Annotated in this window: 15 protein-coding genes and 1 pseudogene; 9 read left to right on the top strand and 7 right to left on the bottom strand. The window is 70.3% G+C overall.

The genetic code is table 11. The annotated features are described in order from the left end of the window. Positions 1–16: 16 nt before the first annotated feature. A pseudogene (locus ABEB13_RS41025) lies at positions 17–1,617 on the bottom strand (ISL3 family transposase). Between the two features lie 451 nt (positions 1,618–2,068). Between ABEB13_RS41025 and ABEB13_RS39645 the strand changes: the two are divergent. Together ABEB13_RS39645 and ABEB13_RS39640 are read left to right on the top strand one after the other, a co-directional pair. Then, on the top strand, positions 2,069–4,468 hold the full coding sequence (locus ABEB13_RS39645; RefSeq protein ID WP_345709444.1) for an Ig-like domain-containing protein: 2,400 nt from the start codon (positions 2,069–2,071) through the stop codon (positions 4,466–4,468). A 338-nt stretch (positions 4,469–4,806) separates the two neighbouring features. After that, the gene (locus tag ABEB13_RS39640) at positions 4,807–4,932 is read left to right on the top strand and encodes a hypothetical protein (RefSeq protein WP_345709443.1); all 126 of its coding nucleotides are present in this window, start codon (positions 4,807–4,809) and stop codon (positions 4,930–4,932) included. Between the two features lie 538 nt (positions 4,933–5,470). Here ABEB13_RS39640 and ABEB13_RS39635 read toward each other — a convergent pair. Together ABEB13_RS39635 and ABEB13_RS39630 are read right to left on the bottom strand one after the other, a co-directional pair. Further along, positions 5,471–5,950 (bottom strand): helix-turn-helix transcriptional regulator, encoded by a 480-nt coding sequence (locus ABEB13_RS39635; RefSeq protein WP_345709442.1) that lies wholly within the window; start codon positions 5,948–5,950, stop codon positions 5,471–5,473. Next, on the bottom strand, positions 5,860–6,327 hold the full coding sequence (locus tag ABEB13_RS39630) for a hypothetical protein (RefSeq protein WP_345709441.1): 468 nt from the start codon (positions 6,325–6,327) through the stop codon (positions 5,860–5,862). Before ABEB13_RS39630 ends, ABEB13_RS39635 begins: the two co-directional genes overlap by 91 nt. Positions 6,328–6,709: 382 nt before the next feature. Between ABEB13_RS39630 and ABEB13_RS39625 the strand changes: the two genes are divergently transcribed. The 4 genes from ABEB13_RS39625 (at position 6,710) to ABEB13_RS39610 (ending at position 10,098) form a co-directional block, all read left to right on the top strand. Next, a complete protein-coding gene (locus tag ABEB13_RS39625) occupies positions 6,710–7,141 on the top strand; it encodes a hypothetical protein (RefSeq protein WP_345709440.1) in 432 nt (143 codons plus the stop codon). A 394-nt stretch (positions 7,142–7,535) separates the two neighbouring features. After that, the gene (locus tag ABEB13_RS39620; protein WP_345708779.1) at positions 7,536–7,976 is read left to right on the top strand and encodes a hypothetical protein; all 441 of its coding nucleotides are present in this window, start codon (positions 7,536–7,538) and stop codon (positions 7,974–7,976) included. A 772-nt stretch (positions 7,977–8,748) separates the two neighbouring features. Continuing rightward, positions 8,749–9,138: a hypothetical protein gene (locus tag ABEB13_RS39615; RefSeq protein ID WP_345709439.1), complete on the top strand. Its 390-nt coding sequence runs from the start codon at positions 8,749–8,751 to the stop codon at positions 9,136–9,138. Between the two features lie 138 nt (positions 9,139–9,276). Further along, on the top strand, positions 9,277–10,098 hold the full coding sequence (locus ABEB13_RS39610; protein ID WP_345708777.1) for a CHAP domain-containing protein: 822 nt from the start codon (positions 9,277–9,279) through the stop codon (positions 10,096–10,098). A gap of 1,385 nt (positions 10,099–11,483) precedes the next feature. Here the strand turns inward: ABEB13_RS39610 and ABEB13_RS39605 are convergent. Together ABEB13_RS39605 and ABEB13_RS39600 are read right to left on the bottom strand one after the other, a co-directional pair. Continuing rightward, on the bottom strand, positions 11,484–11,612 hold the full coding sequence (locus ABEB13_RS39605; RefSeq protein WP_345709438.1) for a hypothetical protein: 129 nt from the start codon (positions 11,610–11,612) through the stop codon (positions 11,484–11,486). 287 nt (positions 11,613–11,899) lie between these two features. Continuing rightward, on the bottom strand, positions 11,900–12,394 hold the full coding sequence (locus ABEB13_RS39600; protein WP_345709437.1) for a hypothetical protein: 495 nt from the start codon (positions 12,392–12,394) through the stop codon (positions 11,900–11,902). 191 nt (positions 12,395–12,585) lie between these two features. On the opposite strand from ABEB13_RS39600, the gene ftsX reads away from it, so the two are divergent. Beyond that, positions 12,586–13,494 (top strand): permease-like cell division protein FtsX, encoded by a 909-nt coding sequence (gene ftsX / locus ABEB13_RS39595; protein ID WP_345709436.1) that lies wholly within the window; start codon positions 12,586–12,588, stop codon positions 13,492–13,494. A 191-nt stretch (positions 13,495–13,685) separates the two neighbouring features. Here the strand turns inward: ftsX and ABEB13_RS39590 are convergent, their stop codons facing one another. Then, a complete protein-coding gene (locus ABEB13_RS39590) occupies positions 13,686–14,198 on the bottom strand; it encodes a hypothetical protein (RefSeq protein WP_345709435.1) in 513 nt (170 codons plus the stop codon). Between the two features lie 927 nt (positions 14,199–15,125). Here ABEB13_RS39590 and ABEB13_RS39585 point away from each other — a divergent pair. Beyond that, on the top strand, positions 15,126–15,446 hold the full coding sequence (locus ABEB13_RS39585) for a DUF3159 domain-containing protein (RefSeq protein ID WP_345709434.1): 321 nt from the start codon (positions 15,126–15,128) through the stop codon (positions 15,444–15,446). Between the two features lie 5 nt (positions 15,447–15,451). After that, positions 15,452–15,820 carry a VC0807 family protein gene (locus ABEB13_RS39580; protein WP_345709433.1) on the top strand — a complete coding sequence of 123 codons (369 nt, stop codon included), beginning with the start codon at positions 15,452–15,454 and terminating at the stop codon, positions 15,818–15,820. A gap of 191 nt (positions 15,821–16,011) precedes the next feature. Here the strand turns inward: ABEB13_RS39580 and ABEB13_RS39575 are convergent, their stop codons facing one another. Next, entirely contained in the window at positions 16,012–16,464 is a 453-nt protein-coding gene (locus ABEB13_RS39575; protein ID WP_345709432.1) for a hypothetical protein, read from the bottom strand. Between the last annotated feature and the right edge of the window lie 8 nt (positions 16,465–16,472).

The following is a 16,472-nucleotide window of genomic DNA, read 5'->3' as shown; positions in this document are numbered from 1 at the left end:
GGCGGTGAGAACGTGTTCAGCCCGCGAGAAGGACACGCTTCCGCAGGAGGTCGAATCCCGCTCGTCCGTACATCTGCCGCTTGAGCATCTTGATGCGGTTCACATGGCCTTCGACCGCTCCCGAACTCCAGGGCAGGGTCAGGCCGGCGATCACGGCGTCCAGGTCGCGTTCGAGTCCGGCGGCAAGAGCATGGAGACCGGGGAGATCGTCGCGGCGAACCGCTTCGAGCCACTGTGGTCGCCGCTCGCCCTCACGCCCGGTGAGCATCTGGGCGAAGGACCTGACGTGATTGGTGAGGGCGTCGAGTTCGGGGCACTGGGCCGGGACGGCCTTGAGCTGGAGATGGTCGGCTTCGGCGAGGTTGTCGGGGTGTCGCAGGATCCATCCGGCGACGGTTCGCGGTGATGGCGGCCGCGGCTGGACGGGCTGGGCCGAGGTCCGCTTGGGGCAGATGTAGGCCCGCACGGTCTGGTAGCTGCCGCGGCCCGTGCCGTGATCTCCTCCCAGAGTGTCCAGGCGTTGGTGCAGCCGTCGGACCATCGTTCGTCGAGGTAGGGCTTGAACTCGTCGAGCTTGCTCGGCCTGCCTTGCCACTGGCCCTGGAACAGCTCTTCCGGGGTCTTGGCGTCTGCGTACCGTTTGACGGTCTGATAGGTCATTCCGAGCTGGCGGGCGATGGCTCGTCGGCTGTGGCCGGCGGCAAGGTAGGCGTGGACGGTGGCGTGCGTGGTTCGGGTCCGGTCGGCGAAGCGGTGGCTGGTCGGCCAGTGCGGCTTGGGATTCTGGTCGGTGTTGGAAGTCTCCTGCTCGGGCTGCGATCCGGCCGCGGGACGGACAGTCCGCAGGCAGGCGCGGTGGCGGGTGACGCATCGCTCGGCGGCCTCGCTGACGTTGTGCCAGAGATGCCATCGATCTGCGACTTGGACAGCCTGCGGGGCGCCGGTCCGGGCGCCTTCGGCGAAGAACGGGGCGCGGTCGCGGCAGACGACCTCGATGCCGGAATGCTTTGCGAGCCAGGCGGCGACCGTTGCCGCCTCTCGGTCCGGCAGCATGTCTACGGGCCGCCGCGCCTCGATGTCGATCAGGACGGTGCCGTAGACGCGGCCTTTGCGCATCGCGTACTCGTCGACACCCACCACCCGCGGAGACGGGGGCTGTGGTTCGGGCAGTGCGTGGATCAGTCGCAACACGGCACTGCGACTGATCGAGACCCCGAGGACATCAGCCAGCCTGGCGCCAGCACGGCCAGCCAGCGCCAGCCCGATCCCCGCCAGCGCAATCCGCAACCGCTCGGTCCACCGACTGTACCGGCGGGTAAGGCCCGGCACCTGCTCGGCAAAAGTCCGCCGTTCGCACGACGTGCCGGCGCAGACGAAACGCCGGACGTGCAGCCGCAACAACATTCGCCGGCCTGCGCTCGGCATGTCCGTGGGAGAGCGCAGGTAGGAGGCGTGCACTCTCCTCGACCGGACTCCACAGCCCGGGCACGATGCACCGACCGCCGTGGACCTCACCCCGACCCGGATCGCCTCACTGTGCACATCGACCGACAGCACCTTCAGGTCCGCGACTGCCGGAAACAGCAACGCCTCTAACCGGACCAACGCATCGTTCACGGGCCAGAAGTGTCAGCGACAGCACGACGGCGCCTGACGATTTTCAGGCAACCTCACGAGGACAGCTAACAAGATCAATACTCACTCAGCGTGAGCCACCACACAACTCGTGACAGAGCCCGAGTTTCGACAGCACCGCCTGCCGGCCGGGCCCGGCCTGGTGACGTCCTGGGCGACGCGGGTCGGGTTCGCGCTCCGGTCTTGCGTGCATGCCGGGTGGGCGGAGGACCATTCGGCGGTGTGTCAGATCAGTTGTCGAGCGGAGGCTGGGCTGTCTGATCCAGGGTGGCGGAAGACGGTCCCCTGCCGGGGGATTCCCCTTTCCGCTTTCTGGGAGTAGATCGTGACTTTCTTACTGTCGGTTGCAGGTGGTCGGCCAGGCTCGGATGTGAGCGGGTACCGTGCCGGTTCGGCAGGCCGCCGTGGACGTGCGCTGGCCGTCGCGGCCGGCGTGTTCTGCACCGCCGCCATCGCCCCGGTGGCGCTGTCCGGGGCCGCCCATGCCCAGGGCACCTGCACGACCTCCGGTAACACCACCACCTGTACGTTCGCCTTCACCGGCGCCGAGCAGACGTTCACCGTCCCCAACGGCGTCACGCAAGCCGACGTCACGGCCATCGGCGGCCACGGCGGCCTGGAGGGGCTCGGTGGCGTGAGCGGCGGCCGTGGCGCTCAGGTGTCGGGCACCCTCACGGGGCTGTCCAGCGGACAGACGCTCTACGTCGAAGTCGGCGGCACCGCCACCAACAACGGATCCTGTTACCCCTCCTCGCTGTGCACCGGCGGCTTCAACGGCGGCGGCAACACCCACTTCGGCGGGGGCGGAGGCGGAGCCTCCGACATCCGCACCCAGTCCCGCACCGTCCCCCTCACCACCACCGATTCCCGTCTCATCGTCGCCGCGGGCGGCGGTGGAGCCGGTGAAGCCGCTCAAAACCCCTGCCCGGGAAGCCCGGGTGGGGATGCCGGTCAGCCGGGCGCGGACGGGGCCTGCGGCGGAGGAACCGGCGGCGGGACGGGCACGGCCACCCAGGGCGGGGCCGGCGGCGCCGGGGGCGGCGGGACACCATCCGGTACGCCCGGCACGCTCGGCACCGGCGGCAACGGCGGCCTGGACACGGGCGGCGGAGGCGGCGGAGGCTTCTACGGCGGAGGCGGCGGAGGCAACATCAACCCTCTGGTCACCCCGGCCGGGAGTGGAGGCGGTGGGGGCGGCGGCTCGTCCCTCGTCCCCGCCGGCGGCACCGGCCCCACGGTGACCAGCGCCGCCGCGAGCGTCACCATCAGCTACACCACCCAGCCCACCGTGACGACCACGCTCACGACCTCCCCGAACCCGTCGCTGTTCGGGCACCCGGTCACGCTCACCGACACCGTCTGCCCCAACGGCGGCTCCACCACGATCCCGACGGGCACCGTCACCTTCACCGACGCCGGCGCCACCCTCGGCACCGCCCCGCTGTCCCCCGGCGGAGGCGACCACTGCGCCCAGGCCCTGCTGACCTGGTCGAACCTGCTGCCCGGCAACCACACCCTGACCGCCCAGTACAGCGGCGACGCCATCTACCCGGCCCCCGCGCCGGAGAGCGCCACCCAGACGGTCAACTGCACCCGGACCGTCACCGGCTCCGTGGCCAGCGTCGTCGCCACCGGCGAGAGCACCTGCGTCCTCAACGCCACCGTCCACGGCAACGTCGCTGCCGCCGCCGGCAGCGCCCTGTTCATCGGCAACTCCACCGTCCAAGGCGACATCACCTCCTTCAGCGGCACCCTGGTCGGCGTGTGCGGCGCCACCGTCAGCGGCTCCGTCGCCGTCTACGGCGCCGGCAAGTTCGTCGTCATCGGCGATCCCGGCGACGACCACTGCGCCGCCAACCAGATCAACCAGATGGTGGCGCTCAGCAACAACACCGGCGGCCTGGAACTCGTCGGCAACCACATCGGCCGAAGCGTGGCGGTCGCCAACAACACCGGCACCGGGCCCTTCCCCGAGGACAACCGCCCCGAGATCGAAGGCAACACCATCGGCGGCTCCCTGGCCTGCTCGGGCAACACCCCACCCCCACCAACGACGGCCACCCCAACACCGTCACCGGCGCCCGCACGGGCCAGTGCAGCACCCTGTAACCCACCCGGCCGCGCATCTCGCCCCCGGGTGAACCCCCGTAGTGCCCGCGTCCGCTGCCGCACTCCATGCAGCGGACGCGGGCTCCACGTCGCTCGGAGCCGCTGCAGGTGCAGGTTCTCGGGCCGTTGCGGATCACGGATATCGGCCAGGCGCCGATCGCGCCGCCATCGCCACCGGCCTGGGCGTCGAGCCGGCCGCGGAGGTGCTGTACCGGGCATGGATGCGCATCGAGCACCGCGCCGGCAACCCGGCCGGGGTACGCAACGTCGCCGACCAGGCGAGGCAGATGGCCCGCGAGATGCGGTTCGACGGCCTCCAGGACGCGACCGCGCGACCGATCCAACGCCGCACCACCGGCGGCGCCGTCCGGGGCCTGTAGAACCGCGTCCCATCGGCGCGCCGACCGGACAGCGCCACCGTCCGCCCGGCCCGCCTCCCGTTTCCCCGACACCCGATCCAGGAGCCCCATGCCCCCTGCCCCGCCGACACCGCGCTCGCCGCCGCTGCCGGACTCGCCGCCGGCGCACTCCTGGTCCGGCCCGCGGGCTTCGCCTGCAGCGTCCCCACCGGCTCCCGCACCGCCTGCCCCGACAGCGGCCACCACCTCCTACGCGGCCGCGCCGCCGTCGACCTGGTGCTCCGCCACTGCGGGAAGCGTGGCGCGGCTCGGCCCACCGGTTCCGATCCCCGAGGCGCTCATCGTCCTCGCAGCCGCCGCCGTGACGGCCGGCGGCGCGACCGGATGGCTCCTCGCCGCCCAACTGTGGCTCGCCGGACACGGCACCGCGCTGCTCCTGACCGACCTCACAGTGAGGCGGCTCCCCGACCGCCGGCGCGGCCGCGGCCGGTGTCGCGGTCCTGCTGGTCGCGGCTGCCGCAACGGGCGGCCAGTAGGCGGCCCTGGGGCGGGCGGCCACCGCAACCGCAGTCGTGGCGATGGTGTTCCTGGTCCTCGTACTGACCGGCGGGATGGGCCTGGGCGACGCGAAGCTCGCCCCACCCTGGCCGGCCTGCCGGCCTGGCACAGCTGGACAGCCGTCTACTCGGGAATCTGCGCAGGAATGCTCCTCGGCGCCGCACACGCCATCCTGCTGATCGCCAGCGGGCGCGCTGACCGCAAGGCCGAACTCGCCCTCGGCCCGTCACTCCTGGTCGGCGCGATCGCTGTGTCGGTACTCCTCCGCTGAAGAGCCTTCACGGCTTCAGCGGGGTCAGCAGCCGGAACGTGGCGCGGTCCTGTTCACGCGGCACCCGAGCGACCGCCGCCGGGGCCGGCGACAGCGAGGAGAAACACGAAAGGCCCACAGTCGCCGTCGGAACCGGCCGCGACGATCACCGGCACAACCTGCCACCACGAACTGCCATCTCGCATCACGGCACAGACATGGACGCGATCCCGGACACTCCCGCCAGGGATCGGCCCCGAGACCTCACGACCGCGGAGCAGCCCGTGGCTGCCGCGCTGCCCATCCCGCTCGGGCATCTGTGCACCGAGCCCGCAAACGGCGACCGCGGCACCGACGGCGTCCTGTCACCGGCCAACACCGGCCGGCGGTTCGGCGACGAGGAGTCCGGCTTTGGGCCGGACACGACCGGTGGGCGATCCCCAAGGAGGCCGGGACACAACCGGAACCCACCGGAGCATCGGGAAAGAGATCCACTACGCGAGACGGCCGCGGCACGCCCTGGATGTGCCCCCACAGCATCGGCACGGCTGCTGCAGGGTCACAGCCAGTCCTTCCGCACGGCCTGGGCCCCTGCCTGGAAGCGGCTGTCGGCGCCCAGACGATTCATCAGGTCCTGCATCATCCGACGCACCGTCCGCAAGGACAGGCCCAGCTTGCGGCCGGCGGACTCGTCCGTGTGACCCTCGCCCAGCAGCTGTAACAGCGCACGCTCCGACCCGGTCAGGTCCCGATCGTCACGGACCGCTGGCAGCCCGAAGTCCGCACCGCTGCGCCACAGTTCGTCGAACAGCGCACACAACGGCTGGATCAGGGCCGCACCGTGCAGCTCCAACGCGCCACGACGACCGTCGCTCGGGTCGGTCGGCACCAGGGCGACGCTGCGATCGACGATCACCAGCCGCATCGGCAGCAGCGGCACGGTGCGGGTCAGACCACCCAGATCCGCCAACCACCGGGCATAGCGCAGGGTGTCGGGGTCGTTGCGGAAGCTGTCCTGGAAGATGCTGCGGATGACCACTCCGCGTTCCAGCGCGAGCTGGTTGGGGTGTTTGCCGGCCTGGATGGAATCGGGGCGGACCGCTCCCCGCGCATCAGGGACAGGCACTCCTCGGTCGCGGTCGCCGCGAGTTCCTCCAGGCGGTCACGGACGGCCTCGAGGGAGTCCAGCCGTACGACCATCTCGTCGTCGGGCCGCCGGTCGATGAACTCCGCGGACAGGGCCGCGATCGCGGACCGGGCGCTCTCCAACTGCTGCTGACGGAACAGGAGTTGGTTCTGGTTGCGGGCGAGGAGCCTGGTCAGTCCGACCTCCGGGCTGACGGCCCGCAACCCGCGGGAGTCGCCCGCGGGCCGCAGCAGCGTCAGTTCCAGCAGCTCGTCGAGCGCCTCCCGCACCTGTGCCTCCGGCAGGTGCAGGTCGGCGGCGATCCGCTCGACCCCCAGTCCGGCTCCGCCAACAGGATCCTGTAGACGCTCTCCGTCAGTTCGTTCAGTCCGAGTGCGTGCAACACCGCGCCGACCCCCATGTCGATGATCGTCATCATCGGTGCGCGGCGGCCGCGGACGCAATGCCTTCCGGAGACGAAATGATCTGGCACCAAGATGCCGAGCGAGTTGATGCCACCTCTGTAGCCGTGACATCGCCCTGCGTGGACGGCAAGCTCTTCCTCGTCAGCGGAAAACGCCACACCAACCGGGGCGAATTCCGCGAACCACCCAACGGCACAGCATGGTTACCAAACAGGGGAGAACAGTCGTGGCCCGCAGGATACGCATCATGTGCACCGGCCTGATCGTCGCATTCACCGTCGGCCTGGGCGCCGCCGCCGCAAGCGGCATCGTCACCGACCACCCGGCCGTCCAGCACGCCACCACCGTGGCGGGCTTCGACTGGGACGCCGCTCCCGCCGCACCCCCGCACAGAGTTGACCCGGACCCCGTGCAGCTGGTCGCCGTCACCCTCATCCGTCCCGACCCGGCGCCATTGCAGCTGACGGCCGAAGCGGTCACCGATCTGATCTGGGTCCACAGCCGACCCGAAGACCGAGTGGAACACATCCGCTCCCGCATCGACCTCAATCGCTATTGCATCGCCGCCGCGATCATCGCCGACACACCCGACGCGGCAACCGCGAACCTGCGCCACGCCTGCGAACGCGCCCTGCACCACGCGCCCGCCCTCCAAGGCTGGAGCCTCGCCCTCACGTAGGACCCCCACGAAAGCGGGGCCACAACCCTCCGAACACCCAACCACCCGGCCACCCGGGTGCGGTCCCGTGCGGGAACCGGGAACCGCCCGCCACCCGCTGGCATTCACCCGAACACCCGCCGACTGCACAGCACATGACGGCCACTCGGGTGACGTCGCACCCGGCCACGACAACCCCTGCGCCCGCGCACCCAGAGACCACCGGCCGGGCCGTACCGGCGGGGCCGACCGGCATCACACGGCCCTCCCCGAACCGCAGCGCCCCGCCAATCCGCCACCGGGCAACGGCAGTACGGCCTGCCCGCGGAAGAAGCCTGCTCAACCCCCTGGCGACGACCGGGGGCAACCCCTCCCCTCTCCACCCCTCCCTTGTCCTGAAAGAAGGCCGTTCGCCATGCCCAGCTTCACCAAGATCGCTGCCGCCGCCGCCCTCGCCGTCCCGATGCTCCTCGCCATTCCCGGAACCGCCAGCGCCACCACCCCGTCCGGCTGCTCCAGCGTCACGCAGATCGGCAGCACCGCCTACCTCAACGTCGGCGGACAGACCATGGCATCCGTCAAGCAGTACAAGGGCTGCGGAAAGAACTACTCCTACCTGTACGTCTGGGAGGGCTACCGCACCTCCCACAGCAGCTGGGACGTCTGCGCGGCCATCGTCACCAACAACGGACACGACGTCCAGGACCCCCGCTGCGACCACAACCCCGTCGAAATCTGGTCCGCCGGCGCCGCCACCCTCACCCAGTGCACCCAGGCCCTCGGCTGGACCGGCTACGGCCCCATCCCCTACGTCAACGAGGGCGACATCGCCGTCAAGACCGACGTCCGCTGCTGACCACACAACCCACCACACCAGCCACCCCGGCACCAGATACCGGACGAGCTGCTCCTGCCCGTCGGGCGGATCCCCCGAAACCCGTCAAGCCCACCCAGCAGCACTGATCGCAAGCCGTCACCACCCCTCCCCACAGCACCTACGCCGGCGAGGGCCGCACGGACCCAGCGGCGCCGCTCACCGCTGCCCCCGTCACCATCCCCACCCGACCGGTGCCCGCCACCGGCACGCGGTCGGGGCCGATCATCCACCGCACCGGAAGGAACCACCCCATGACAACCGCCACCAAGACCCGCAACACCGCCACCCGACTCCTCACCGCCATCGCCCTCCTGAGCGGCCTCGTACTCAGCGCCGCACAGGCCCACGCCGCGACCCCACCACCACCCACCCAGGCCCCCGCGGCCACCACCACCACGCTCCCCGTCGTGGACATGGAAGCCACCGTCCTCGCCGCCCAGATCGACCCCCGACGCGCCGACAACACACTCACCCCGGGCGCCAAGGACTCCGTCCTCGCCGTCGAACGGGCCCTGCAGGCCCGCGGCCTCCTCGACGCCAAATGGGTCGACGGCTACTTCGGCACCACCACCATCACCGCCTACGCCGCCTACCAGCGCTCCCTCGGCTACACCGGCCTCGCCGCCAACGGACTCCCCGGCGCCACCTCCTCACCACACTCGGCCAGGGCCGATACACCATCACCCACCAGATCGGCCCCGGCGCCAAGCTCCAACGCGACGGCTACACCATCGACACCCGCACCCAGAACATGCTCACCGAAGCCGAACGCCTCGCCGGCCTCCACCTCACCCTCTCCCAGGGCTCCTACAACCCCGGCGGCGACCCCACCTCCGCCGGCACCCACGACGGCGGCGGCGTCGTCGACATCAACATCGACACCATGTCCACCGCCACCCGCACCACCGTCGCCAAGGCACTGCGACAGGTCGGATTCGCCGCCTGGATCCGCAACCCCACCCAGGGCGACTGGCCCTGGCACATCCACGCCGCCGCGATCAACGACACCGACCTCTCCACCCAGGCCCAGAACCAGACCGGCGACTACTACCTCGGCCTCAACGGCCTCGCCAACCACGCCCCCGACGACGGCCCCCGCATCCCCATCCAGACCTGGGAGGAATACCAGCGCACCCACTGACCGCGCACACGGCAACTCCCGAGCACGACCCGAGCACGACCAGAGCACGACCGAAGCACGACCGAAGCACGACCCGAGTACGTCCCAAATACGCCGTCCAGAGCATCCGTTGATGACACGTCACGAAATGAGACAACCATGAAGAACATACGCACCATGCTCACCGTCGCCGGCACCGCACTCGCCATGGCCGTCCCCCTCATCGGCGCCACCACCGCCCCCGCCTTCGCCGCCTCCCGCGACGGAGTCTGCGACTCCGGCGAGTTCTGCTACTACTACAACAGCGACGAAGCCGGCTCCGTCTCCGACTTCACCGGCTCCATCAGCGACCTCGGCGACACCCAGCCCACCTGCTACGAATTCAAGAGCGCCGGCTCCGGCCAGGGCATCTGCACCAAGAACAACGCCGCATCCGTATGGAACCGCACCAGCCACACCGTCCGCGTCTACTTCAACAGCAACTACGGCGGCGCCAGCCAGGACTTCGCCCCCGGCGCCAAGGGCAACCTCAACACCACCCTCAAGAACAACGAAGCCTCCCACCAGTTCCTCACCAGCGGCGGCAGCGGCAACCAGACCCCCACCAACGACTTCGACCACGGCACCCGCGGCTTCGCCGCCGACAACTGCACCGCCTTCGCCGCCTACCGCATCGCCAGCCGCCTCGGCGTCCCCAACTTCAGCAACTCCTACGGCGGCACCACCTGGGGCAACGCCGGCACCTGGGACGACGCCGCCCGCCGCGTCGGCGTCACCGTCAACACCACCCCCACCGTCGGCGCCATCGCCGTCAACGACGTCCACAAGGTCGGCCACGTCGCCTACGTCAACGCCGTCTACTCCGACGGCTCCTTCGACGTCGAGGAATACAACTGGAACAACCCCCTCGCCTACGGCACCCGCAGCCACGTCCACGTCAGCAGCGCCCAGTCCGACTTCCAGTGGATGCTCCACTTCTAACAACCACCACCACACCCGAACCAACGGCCAGCGTCGGCCAGGGCGAACGAGCAGGCGAACGTGGGGGTGCGAAGGCCACAACGATCCAACCGCCCCCACCAACGCCACACAACAGTCATACACATCGAAGCCCCGCCGGGCAGAAGACCCCTCAAGGGCCCCCGACCGGCGGGGCTCCGACATGCCGTCAGTCGGGAGGGCTTGCGGCCTCCGGCCAACCACGAAACCGAGTGCGACGAGGCGGAGCACGACCCGGCAAACGAGCACAAACCCGCCGACGCACCCACAGGCCCCAGACGAACACGTCTTCGCCCAGCCGAAATCCCGGCGACCCCCACGGCGGGCCCGATACCCGACCAACAGCATGAGCCGAACCATCACCGCCGTCCACACCCCACCAGACACGGGAGAAGCCACGATCAAGGAGGCTCAGTGCCAGCCGGTGATGTTCTGGCCCCCGGGACCGGGACCCCCGTCGGACAGGAAGCCGATCAGACCGCAGATCACCACGATCACCACGAGTAGAGCCAGCCAGAACGTGTCCTCGAATCCGGGACGGTAGAGGCGTGGCGGGCACCCGCGTCGGTCACGCTCCCTCTCGTCGCCGCGACCCTCGGCTTTTCCGTCCCCATCGGGCATCGTGCTCCCCTTCCCGGCCCGCAGGCCAATGCCGTGCGGAAACTTCACTTGTAGGGCGGCATGTTGTAGGCCGGGCTGCCGGGACTCCAGTCCAGGTGGGACACCAGCACAGCCACGAGGAGCACCACCACGATCAGGACGAGCACCCCCACCCAAAAACGGTCCGCGGGTCCGGGACGGTGCAGCTCCGATGAACTGTCCAACCCGTCACCACCACCCTCACCGGCACGGTCCTCGGCATCACTGCCCTCATCGGGTGCCACGGCCCCTCCCTCCCCCACAGCCATGGCACCGCCTCGCACAGCCCACGTCAAGACCGCCCGCAACGTCCGGCGACCTCGGAACCGACGCGCCGGAGGACGGCCGTGGTCAGCTACCGCGCTCGGTGAACCGCCCGGTTGATCCAGCCGTTCCGACCGAGTCGCCGACACCGGCGACGGCACCACCGGCTGTCCGCCCGGCCAGGCACGGAGCGGGCGCCTCCCCCACGACCCGGACACGGTCCGCCGGGACTCGGTGAGGTCCGGCCGGCCCCATAGCGGCCACCGTGCTACGCGGGGCCTCACGCCGCGGGCGGGCCGGTGCTCGCGGGACATCAGGCCCGATCCTGGCAGACCATGATGAACACCAATCAGCCGGCCGGCTCGACCACCACCACCCCGGCCAGAACGGGCCCGAAGCTGACCTGCGAACACCCCCGAGCATCCGGAAAACCCCCGTCCACACAGGTGTGGCCAGGATGAGACCTACCGGCCGGCGACCGGCGTAAGCGTTGCTGGGGTGCGCATCACCGTCAGCAGCAGCCCGAAGGCGTCCACGATGGCGTTCCGCCTGCGGCCGTTGACGTTCTTCCCGCCGTCGCCGACCACACCCACCGCCCAGAGCCCCCGCCGCGACCGATGCCCTCACCCCGCCTCCCACGCCGACGCCGACACCGCCCCGGCCACCCCGAGCAGCACCCACCACGATGCGGGCCCGTGGCCCGTGGCACCCAGGCCCACAAACCGCGCCAGCTCGACAGCACCCGGACCCGACGCCCGGCAGCCCCGGCTCTACCCCGCTTCCCGCACCGCCTCCTCCATGCGGTCGATGTAGCCCCGGACCAGACTCGCCGGCACCGGGTTGTCCCAGTGCTCCCGCTGCACCACGAGATGCAGCCCATTCAGGAGACGAAGGGCCTCGTGCCGGTACCCGTCCACCCTGCCGAGCGACCTGGCGGCCTGCACCTGCCATAGGTGTCCAAAGCCCCGTCCTCCGCCAGCCGAACGAGCAGCACGGCACCCGTATCCCGGCCGCCGTCGACCTCGCACACGGCCTTGGCGGCCAGGCCACGCGGATGGCCGCCGGCGGTGCTGTCCTCGGCGAGGCCGATCAGGACGGCGACACCAGCCTCCCGATAGCCGTCCGAGGCAGCGAGCATTCCGGCCGCTCCGATTCGCTCCCAGGCCTTCAGCGTGCCGTCGTGAGCGAGTTCGATCAGGAGTACAGCACCGAAGGCCTGGCAGCCGTCGGCATCGATCTTTCTGCCGGCCGCCTCCCGGCGCACTGTGTCATCGGGGCTCAACGGGTCGATCGGCGCGACACAGACCGCAGGGCCGTTGAGATCGCCCAGCACTCCGGCCTGGTCATGCCCGGTGGAGATGGGTATGTTGATCACCGGTGGCATGCTCGCAGGACCGAATGCCGCCCGGAAGCAAGGAAGTTGCGGGCCTATGGATGACCTCCACAGCCAGGCAGCCGATGCTCAGAGCCACCCCGCTGATCTGACTGATCCCCGGTCAACTCGAGTCGGCCGAGGCACTCAGTCCGTCGCATCACCCGCAATGTGCCAGTCGGAGTTGGAGACGTATGCGCGCCCAGACCGTCCTGTCGGAGATCGCTGTCGGCCTGCGCCGCAATCTGACGATGACGATCGCCGTCGTCGCCAGCGTGGCAGTCGCCCTCACCCTGGCCGGCGCCAGCTTCGTCGTCCGCGCCCAGGTCGAGTCGATGAAGGGGTACTGGTACGACAAGGCCGAGGTGAACGTCTACTTCTGCACCAAGGCCGACGCCCTCACCACACCGCGCTGTATGAACGGCGCCGCCACCGACCAGCAGATCGCCGATGTCAAGGACGCACTCGACAAGATGCCGATGGTGCAGTCCTCAACCTTCGTCAGCGCCGCGCAGGGCTACCAGCTCTGGAGAAAGATGAACCCGGACAGCCCGCTTCCGGCCGTCGTCGGCCCGGACGCGATACAGCCGTCGTGGCAGGTGAAGCTGAAGGACCCGACCAAGTACGACATCATCAGATCCGCATTCACGGGAATGCCCGGAGTCCACTCGGTCAACGACCAGCGGTCGGTCATGGACAACGTGTTCCTGCTGCTCAACGCACTGCAGACGGCGGCGCTCCTGCTGACGGGGCTGATGCTCGCCATCGCGCTCCTGCTGATCGTCAACGCCGTCCGTGTCTCCGCCCACAGCCGCCGACGCGAGACCGGCATCATGCGGCTCGTCGGCGCGTCCAACCTCTCCGTCCAGCTGCCTTTCATCGCTGAAGCCGTGGTCGCCGCACTGCTCGGCGCAACACTGGCATCCGTATTTCTGCTCGCCGGCCACTACGCCGTCATCCACGTCATCGGCGGCCGCATCACGTTCTTCCACTTCGTCGGCATCTCCGCCGTGCTGACGGTGATTCCGCTGCTCATCGTGGCCGGAGCCGCAATGGCGGCAGGTGCGGCTCTCATCACGCTGCGCAAGTACCTGAGGGTCTAGGTCCTTTCCTTTAGATCAGTGGGCGCACCAGATGAAGATGCTGGCGACGTGGAGCCCGGCCTGGAAGACGGTGGCGGTCTTCTCGTATCGGGTGGCTATGCACCGGCCGCCGCCCCGGGCACAACGCAGAGTCAGGGGACGGCGGACCGGGACAGTGGGTCGCAGCAGCAGGCGGGCGGTGAACGACGTGCCTACACCTTGGTGCCGAGTTCGCCGATTCGGGCCTGGAGCAGATCCTCCTCGTCCTGGGCGGCGGTGAGTTCGTTGGTGAGCTTTTCCAGCCGCGCGGTGTCGTGGTTCTTCGTCCCAGTGATGCAGTCCTTCGCCGCGGCCTCGTAGCTGTCGAGGTACTTCGACCAGTGGTCCTGGGCGGCCTTGTCGGGGATGGGGCCGTACTGCCGGGCGGCCTGGATGTGTCCAGGGATGACCGTGCACGCGGTGTACATCGCGTTGAGGTCCGGGGCGCGGCCCTGGGCGCGCGCGTCGGCCCGAAGCGTGTTGAGGTTCTGCTTCCCGCCCTTGTTCCACCAGTTCAGGAAGGCGCTGCTGCTGCTCGAGGTGCTGGAGCAGGCAGTGGCGGCGAGCAGGAGGAACGCGGCCGTGGTCGCGGCGCCTGCACGGCGTAGCCGGGCGCTGGTTCTCGTGGCGGGTCGGTGGGCGGCGGCGGTCCTGGCGGGGGCCGGCGAAGTGGTCGGTGAGGGCATGTGGGTGTCCTTCGCTCACGGAGATCAGCGAGGGACACGGTGCCAGCGCTGTGGCGGCGGCGTGGACGTGTTGCCGGACTGTGACCGCTCGAGCACGGGTCCGGCCCCGCGGAGTGGGCTCCACGGGCAGGCCCGTGCCGTTGAATTTCTGCAGGTCAGGCGGAGACGCGCCAGTTGCTGCGTGAGGCGGCGCAGGATCGTGTCCGCGTTCGCGGTCAGCGCGACGGCGAGATCCGGAATGTCCACGCCTTCGTTGATGGCGAGGATGAAGGCGGGCTCGACGCCGTCGGCGCGCTGCAGGACCAGGGTGGAGGGCGGGCTGACGACGCGGGGGCCGACTCCCCCGCTGGGCGCCGCATGGTGGGCCGGGACGGCCTTTCACCCGATCGGCAGCGGATGGGGCGGCTCCTGGGAACGTCGACCGCGCCGGGTGCCGGCAACCGTACCCGGCCCTGTGGCCAGGGCGAGTGCGGCGCCTGTTCTTCAGCGGACACCCCGCGCCAGGCTATCGGCGTGTGGTCCGGTGGCTGGGGTTCCAGTGGCGTTGGGGAGTGGCGGTCATCTGTGCCTACGCCGGACCTGAGCCGGCCACGGACAGCTGAGGAACGGCCTCGAGTCGCTGGACCAACCACATAGGGGCACGCCCAGTGCAGCACCGCGTGCAACCGCGGCGTTTGTGGCTGAGCACCGCCGTTGGCGAGTTGAGTGTTGGGCCGGCGGGGTCTTGCCAGAGGCCCGCGTCGCCCGCGCCGTCCTCGAGCGGCCAGGCTGCGGTCCGTGGTTTAGCCGTTGGCCGGCGCGGAATCAGCCTGAAGTCTGCGATCGACACAGCCGTCGTCGTGCGGATGGCGCAGCCATCTCGCCCGGAAACAAACGACTGTGCCTGTGGGATCAGCCCCGTGGCCCTTCTCGCGACCGGAGGACGTCATGACCCCGCGCCGTGTCTCGGCGGTGACGGCCTCCGAGGCGCCGCCGCGGCCCAGCGGGCGACGTCTGCTGCTCCGTGTCGTCCGGGACATCGTGGTCCCGATCGCGTTGTACTACGGCCTGCGTTCCGCCGGCGTCGGCGTCTTCGTCGCGCTGCTGGCCGGTGCCTTCCTGCCGGCGCTCACCACGGCGGTGCAGTGGCGGCGCACCCGCAGCCTGGAGGGCATGGCGGGATTCGTCGCCGGGACCATGCTGCTCGGCGTCGCAGCCGCGCTGGTCGGCGGCAGCCCCGGTTCCTGCTGGCCAAGGACGGCTGGCTGACCGGCGTGGCCGGGCTCTGGTTCCTGATCTCGATCAGGGCCAGGCGCCCGCTGCTCTTCCACGGCGGCCGCCCCCTGCTGGAGGGGCGGTTCCGATCCGACGGCACCTCGTGGGACGTGCTGTGGGAACGCGAGCCGGCCTTCCGGCGGATCTGGCGGGTCTCGACCGCGATCTGGGCAGTGGCGATGCTGATCGACGCCGCCGTGCGGATCGTGATGGCCTACACCCTGCCGATGGACCTGGTCCCCGGCCTGGGCGCACTGCTCTGGCCCGTCACACTGGTGCTGCTGCAACTGGTCAACGGCGTCTACTACGAGGTGGCCGGACTCTGGCGGCTGACCGCCGGCACGACCACGCCCTCGACGGATGACTGAGCGCCCGCCTGCCACCTCCGGCCGCGCCGGACAACCCATCCCGGCGCCGACACTGCCTGACAGAAACCGAACACCAGCCCCTGTGACGGCCCAAGGCACGGGCACAGCCCCGTCCCGGAGCGGCGGGGCAGCCGGGGCCGCCGGGGCCGCCGGGGCCGCCGGGCAGAAGGATGGGCACCGAGCGGTTCGGGTCAGGGGTGCAGGAGTGCCTGCCGGACGGTGCGAGCGGCCAGTGATGCGGTGGCGTGCCACAGCGGCCGGCCGGTTGCCTCTTCGACGAGGCCACCGTCACCGCAGACCGCGATCCACTGATCGCTGCCGCCGCCGGCAGCATGTCGAGCGCCCAGGGCCTGCAAGGTCGGCGGGGCCTCGCAGCAGCGGTGGCGGGCGGCGAACGCTCCTCGCGCCGGAGTCTGTCCCGTGCAGGCGCCCGCTTCGCGCTCGGGTACCTCGTCGAACGCTGCGCGAGCCACGCGGTTGAACCACGGCACCTGATCCGCCGGTGTGACTGCCACCTCGGCCTTGGCCGCGGGGTCGGCGCGACGGGAGCCCGGCAGCAGGTCGGCGCGTCGGGCCGGTGAGTGCCGCCGGTTGCGGACGGTGTCGTGCCGGCTTCCCCGCTCCGAGGTGTCGTAGCGGGTCATCCGGTCGC

Source organism: Kitasatospora paranensis, assembly GCF_039544005.1.
Lineage (GTDB): Bacteria > Actinomycetota > Actinomycetes > Streptomycetales > Streptomycetaceae > Kitasatospora > Kitasatospora paranensis.
The sequence above is the reverse complement of the archived record's forward strand: the minus strand, read 5'-3'. Positions and strand labels throughout refer to the sequence as shown.

Bases quoted from the DNA above. Each gene is read 5' to 3' on its own strand.
- ABEB13_RS39640 (WP_345709443.1), top strand. From the start codon at position 4,807: ATGCTCCTCGGCGCCGCACACGCCATCCTGCTGATCGCCAGCGGGCGC.
- ABEB13_RS39625 (WP_345709440.1), top strand. From the start codon at position 6,710: ATGTGCACCGGCCTGATCGTCGCATTCACCGTCGGCCTGGGCGCCGCC.
- ABEB13_RS39620 (WP_345708779.1), top strand. From the start codon at position 7,536: ATGCCCAGCTTCACCAAGATCGCTGCCGCCGCCGCCCTCGCCGTCCCG.
- ABEB13_RS39615 (WP_345709439.1), top strand. From the start codon at position 8,749: ATGCTCACCGAAGCCGAACGCCTCGCCGGCCTCCACCTCACCCTCTCC.
- ABEB13_RS39610 (WP_345708777.1), top strand. From the start codon at position 9,277: ATGAAGAACATACGCACCATGCTCACCGTCGCCGGCACCGCACTCGCC.
- ftsX (WP_345709436.1), top strand. From the start codon at position 12,586: ATGCGCGCCCAGACCGTCCTGTCGGAGATCGCTGTCGGCCTGCGCCGC.
- ABEB13_RS39590 (WP_345709435.1), bottom strand. From the start codon at position 14,198: ATGCCCTCACCGACCACTTCGCCGGCCCCCGCCAGGACCGCCGCCGCC.
- ABEB13_RS39585 (WP_345709434.1), top strand. From the start codon at position 15,126: ATGACCCCGCGCCGTGTCTCGGCGGTGACGGCCTCCGAGGCGCCGCCG.
- ABEB13_RS39575 (WP_345709432.1), bottom strand. From the start codon at position 16,464: ATGACCCGCTACGACACCTCGGAGCGGGGAAGCCGGCACGACACCGTC.